5 protein-coding genes are annotated in these 4820 nt (G+C 77.3%); 4 read left to right on the top strand and 1 reads right to left on the bottom strand.

Features of this window, described 5'->3' with window-relative positions; translation table 11 throughout:
- From G5C65_RS31240 to G5C65_RS31225, 4 genes are all read left to right on the top strand, one after another.
- Positions 1 to 1060: beta-ketoacyl [acyl carrier protein] synthase domain-containing protein (locus G5C65_RS31240; protein WP_206442474.1), on the top strand; the 1060-nt coding region annotated here is incomplete at its 5' end.
- Positions 1057 to 1986 (top strand): methyltransferase domain-containing protein, encoded by a 930-nt coding sequence (locus tag G5C65_RS31235; RefSeq protein ID WP_165302409.1) that lies wholly within the window; start codon positions 1057 to 1059, stop codon positions 1984 to 1986. The genes G5C65_RS31240 and G5C65_RS31235, both read left to right, overlap by 4 nt.
- Positions 1983 to 2774: a thioesterase II family protein gene (locus G5C65_RS31230; protein ID WP_165302408.1), complete on the top strand. Its 792-nt coding sequence runs from the start codon at positions 1983 to 1985 to the stop codon at positions 2772 to 2774. The genes G5C65_RS31235 and G5C65_RS31230 overlap by 4 nt, the downstream gene beginning before the upstream one ends.
- A gap of 80 nt (positions 2775 to 2854) precedes the next feature.
- Positions 2855 to 3514 (top strand): dihydrofolate reductase family protein, encoded by a 660-nt coding sequence (locus G5C65_RS31225; protein ID WP_165302407.1) that lies wholly within the window; start codon positions 2855 to 2857, stop codon positions 3512 to 3514.
- 45 nt (positions 3515 to 3559) lie between these two features.
- Here G5C65_RS31225 and G5C65_RS31220 read toward each other — a convergent pair.
- A partial coding sequence (locus tag G5C65_RS31220) for a helix-turn-helix domain-containing protein (RefSeq protein WP_165302406.1) occupies positions 3560 to 4820 on the bottom strand: 1261 nt, incomplete at its 5' end.

Below are 4820 nucleotides of genomic sequence, written 5' to 3'. Positions count from 1 at the left end.
CTCCGGATCGCTCCCGCCCCCGCGCGTGACACCCGCCGTCGCGCCCCGCCGCGTGCCGTGCGCGCCCGGCGGGGAGACCGGCCGCCCCGCCCTCCTGGAGGTGATCGCCGGGGCGCTGCGCCGCGCCGGGACGGCGCCCGAGGACCTGACCGGCACCGGAACCGGCGTCTATCTCGGCTGCGGCGGGGAAGCCCCGGCCGCCGGGTCCGGCCGTGCGCCGGGGGCCGGGGCGTGGACCGAGCCCGGCGCGGCGGTGGCCGAGGACATCGCCGGTGCCCTCGCCCTCGCGGGCCCGGTCCTCGGTGTCGGCCCGGCCCGCTCCGCGCCGCTGCTCGCCCTCCATCTGGCCTGCCAGGGCCTCCGGTTCGGGGACTGCCGGCTGGCGCTGGCCGTCGAGGCCGACCTCGCACACGCCCCGCCGGGCGCGCTGCGCCCGGCCCGGCGGCCCGGGGACGACGGCGCCGCGGTGCTGATCCTCAAGCGCCGCCGGGACGCGTACCGCGACGGCGACCGGGTGTTCGCCGTCGTCCGCAGCAGCACCGTCAACCAGGACCGCCGGCACCACGGCGCCGCCGCGCCCAGCGTCGAGGCCCAGGAGTACGTGCTGCGCCAGGCGTGCCGGGAGGCCGGGCTCCCGCCGTCCGTCATCGACTACGTGGAGGCGCACGGGGTCGGCTCCCGGATCGGCGCGGTGCTCAGCGGCGGGCCGCTGCGCTCGGTCTTCGGCGGGCGGCGGCCCCTGGGCAAGCCCTGTCTGATCAGCGCGAACGGCCCGCTGAGCTGCGGCTACGGCCTGGCCGGGGTGCTGAAGGTGGTGCTGGCCCTGGGGCACGGGGAGATCCCGGCCATCCCGGCGGGCGCGGCGTTGCGCTCCGCAGCGCGGCGGCCCGGGACCGGGCTGCGCGCGGTCACCGACCGGGTGCAGTGGCCGCGCCGCGAGTACCCGCGGCGCGCGGGGGTGACCGGGTTCGAGCCGGTCGGGATGGTGGCCCAGGTCGTCCTGGAGGAGGCGGAGCCGGTGACGCCCGGACCGGCCGTGCGCCGGAGGGGGCGGCCGTGACCCTGGCGGAGGAGCTCGCGACGCCGCGCACCGAGGCCCTGTCCGCGCTCGTCGCCGGAGTGCTGACGCACTGGCCCGAGCACGAGGGGTTCCTCGCCGCGCGGTTCGCGGGGGAGACCGCCGACCAGCTGCGCGCCTGCGAGGCGGTGGCACGGCGCGTGCGGGCCGTCGTCTCCGCGCGGATGCGGGAGGCGGTCGAGGCGTACCGGTGGCTGTGCACCACGTTCCTCGCCGAGGAGGCGTACTTCCGCGCCCACGGCCGCTACCGGCACAGCACGTTCGCCGAGGTGGAGGCGGCGGGCTGCCTCACCGTCCCGTATATGCGCCGTTATATGACGGGGCTGCTGGTCACCCAGGCGCTGTGGACCAACCACACCCGGGTGCTCGACGTGTACGCGCGGGAGTTCCTCGGACGGCGCGGCGCGCGGGACTCGCTGCTGGAGGTCGGGCCCGGCCACGGGCTGCTGCTGTCGCTGGCCGCCGGGTACGGCGTGCGGCGGCTGGCGGGCTGGGACATCAGCGCGGCGAGCCTGGAGCTGACCCGGGAGGGGCTGACGGCGCTCGGGGTGGGCGCGGACCGCGTCGACCTGGTGCGCGCCGACATCAACGAGGCCGCCGCGGGCTCGTTCGACCTGGTGGTGGCGAGCGAGCTGCTGGAGCATGTGGAGGAGCCCGCACCGGTGCTGCGGTCGCTGCTCACGCTGCTCGCCCCCGGCGGGCGGATCTTCCTGAACGTCCCGGTCAACAGCCCGGCCCCGGACCACATCACGCTGTGGCGCAGCCCGGAGGAGTTCTTCGGCTTCGCCGAGTCCTGCGGCGTCGCCCCGCTGCGCACCCACGTCTTCCCGCTCACCGGCTCCACCGTCGCGCGGGCCCGGCGCAACGCGTACACCCTCTCCTGCGTGGTCGTCGGAGCCGCCGCATGACCGGGCCGGAGGCCGCCGCCGGGGGCGGCGACGAGGACTGGCGGCGGTGGGTCCTGCGGCCGGTCCCGCGCGAGGACGCGGCGATGCGGCTGCTGTGCGTGCCCTACGCGGGCGGCGGCGCCGCGGCGTACCACGGCTGGGCGGAGGCGCTCCCGCCCTGGGTGGAGGTGTGGGTGCTGCGGCTGCCCGGCCGGGACGCGCGGCTGCGCGAGCCGCTGCGGACCGACGCGGTGGAGCTGGCCCGGGAGGCGGCGGCGGTGTGCGCACGGGAACTCGCCGAACCGTTCGCGGTCTTCGGGCACAGCCTGGGCGCCTTCGTGGTCTTCGAGCTCGTACGGGAGCTGCGGCGCCGCTGGGGGCTGCGGCCCGCGCATCTGACCGTCTCGGCACGCAGCGCCCCGCAGGTGGGCGCGCACCACGGGGAGCTGCACCGGCTCCCGGACGGGGCCTTCCTGGACGCCATGGACCGGACGTTCCGCGCCGTACCGCCTGAGGTGCGGGACGACGCGGCGCTGGCGGCGCTGCTGCTGCCGATCCTGCGCGCCGACACCGCGATGCTGGAGACCTACCGCCACCGCGAGGAGGCGCCGCTGACCTGCCCGATCACGGCGGCGGGCGGAGACGCCGACCCGGCGGGGGACCGGGCGGGGCTGAGCGCCTGGGAGCCGCACACCACGGGCGGGTTCGCGCTCCGCACCTATCCCGGCGGCCACTTCTATCTGCGGCCGCACCGCGAGAGGCTTCTCGCGGATCTGAGCGCCGACCTGGAGCGCGCCCTGGTCCCGTGACTCCGGCCCGGGTCCGGGCCGCCGCTCGGCGCGGGGTGCGGGCCCCGATGAGTTTTGCCGGTCCCCGTGGTCCACCCCCTATGAACAACGCACAGCTGCTCAGAGTCCAGAATTTCAACGTCTCCAGCGACGGCTTCGGCGCGGGCGAGCCCCAGAGCCTGGAGCGGCCGTTCGGCCACGTCGACCCGGGGGAGATATTCGCCTGGTGCGGCGCCACGGCGAGCTGGCCCTACCGCACCGGCGGCGGTGGCACCCGCGGCCTCGACGACTACTTCGTCCGGGACTACGACCGCAACATCGGCGCCGAGATCATGGGCCGCAACAAGTTCGGGCCCCAGCGCGGGCCCTGGGAGGACCACGAATGGCAGGGCTGGTGGGGCGACGAGCCTCCGTTCCACACCCCGGTGTTCGTCATGACCCACCACACGCGCCCCTCCTTCACGCTCTCCGACACCACGTTCCACTTCGTCGACGACGACCCGGCCGCGGTTCTCGCGCAGGCGCGGGAGGCGGCGCGGGGCAAGGACGTCCGGCTCGGCGGCGGGGCCACCGTCATCCGGCAGTTCCTGGACGCCGGCCTGGTCGACACCCTGCACGTGGCGGTCTCCCGGGCGGAGTTCGGATCCGGGGCGCGCCTGTGGGAGTCGCCCGACGAACTGGACGACCGCTTCCACCACGAGGCCGTGCCCAGCCCGAGCGGACTGACGCACCACCTGTTCTGGCGCAGGGACCTGGAGTGAGCCGTCGGGGCGGCCCCGACCCGCCGAGATCCGCTGGACACCCCCCTACGCACCGGACTCCGACAGCGCCTCGCGGAGCTTGATGCGGCGGCTGATGCCGAGCTTCCGGTAGGTCTGCCCGAGATGCCACTCCACCGTCTTCACGGTGACGTACAGCTCGTCGGCGATCTCCTGGTTGGCCATGCCGTCAGCCGCCATCTGCGCCACCCGCCGCTCGCTGGGCGTCAGATCCCGGCCCCAGGGGCTCGACCGGCGGATCCGGCCCCCCGCGACGGCGATCTCCGCACGGGCCCGGCGGCCCAGCGCGACCGCGCCGCCCGCGTCGGCCAGGTCCGCCGCCGCCCGCAGCGCCCGCCGGGCCGTCGCGCGCTCGCCCGCGCGGCGCTGCGCCGCACCCAGCTCCAGCAGCGTGTGGCCGTGTTCCAGGCGCGCGGGGGAGCCCTCCAGGACCTCGGCCGACTCCCGGAGCAGGGCCAGGCCCTCGGCGCCGCCCCGGACCAGGCCCAGGGTGCGCAGCGCCACGCCCAGAGTGCGCGGGGCGCCGAACCGGCGGGCCAGGTCCAGCTCGGACCGGGCCGTCTCCTCGGCCTCGGCGCGGCGCCCGGCCCGCGCCAGCGCCAGCGCGGCATGTGAGCGGAAGGCGGGCAGCGCGGGGCACCGCCAGCCCCACGCGGTGAGCCTGCGGTGGCACTCGTCGAGGTCCCGCAGGCCCTCCGCCGGCCTCCCGCGCAGCAGCCGCAGCCGGCCCCGCGCCGCCAGCACGGGCAGATGGGTCACCAGGTCCGGTACGGCGTCGCCGAGCCCGGCCTCCGCGATCAGCGCCTCGGCCTGGGCCGCCTCGTCCCGCTCGATGAGCACCTGGACGAGGACGGCCACGGCGACCGGCGCGCTCAGCCCCGGCAGCCCGCCGGCCGCCTCGGCGCGCACCCGCTCCGCCAGCGTCCGCGCCTCGGTGATCCGGCCGCGCTCGAAGGCGACGACCGCAGAGAGCGCGCGGGCCCCTCGGGAGGCCAGGGCCAGACCGTGCTCGTCGGCGTACCGCCGGGTGGCGGCCAGCCGCCGCTCGGCCTCGGCCAGCCGGTCGCACACGGCGAGGGTCAGGGAGCCCACCAGGGAGGCGGTGCCCTCGCCGTCGTCCTCGCAGCTGGGGACGGGCCCGGCCGGGGCGCGTTCGACGATCCCGGCGACGTGCTGCGCCGTGCCGCCGCCGAGCAGCGCCTCGAACGCCTCGTGCGCTGCGAGTCCGCCGGCCGCCGGGGAGAGCGCGTCGCGCCGGCGCAGCAGCTGGCGGGTGCGGTGGGAGGCG

Source organism: Streptomyces boncukensis, from assembly GCF_011045075.1.
Taxonomy (GTDB): domain Bacteria; phylum Actinomycetota; class Actinomycetes; order Streptomycetales; family Streptomycetaceae; genus Streptomyces; species Streptomyces boncukensis.
Note: the sequence above shows the minus strand (reverse complement) of the source record. Positions and strands in the feature narration are given on the sequence as shown.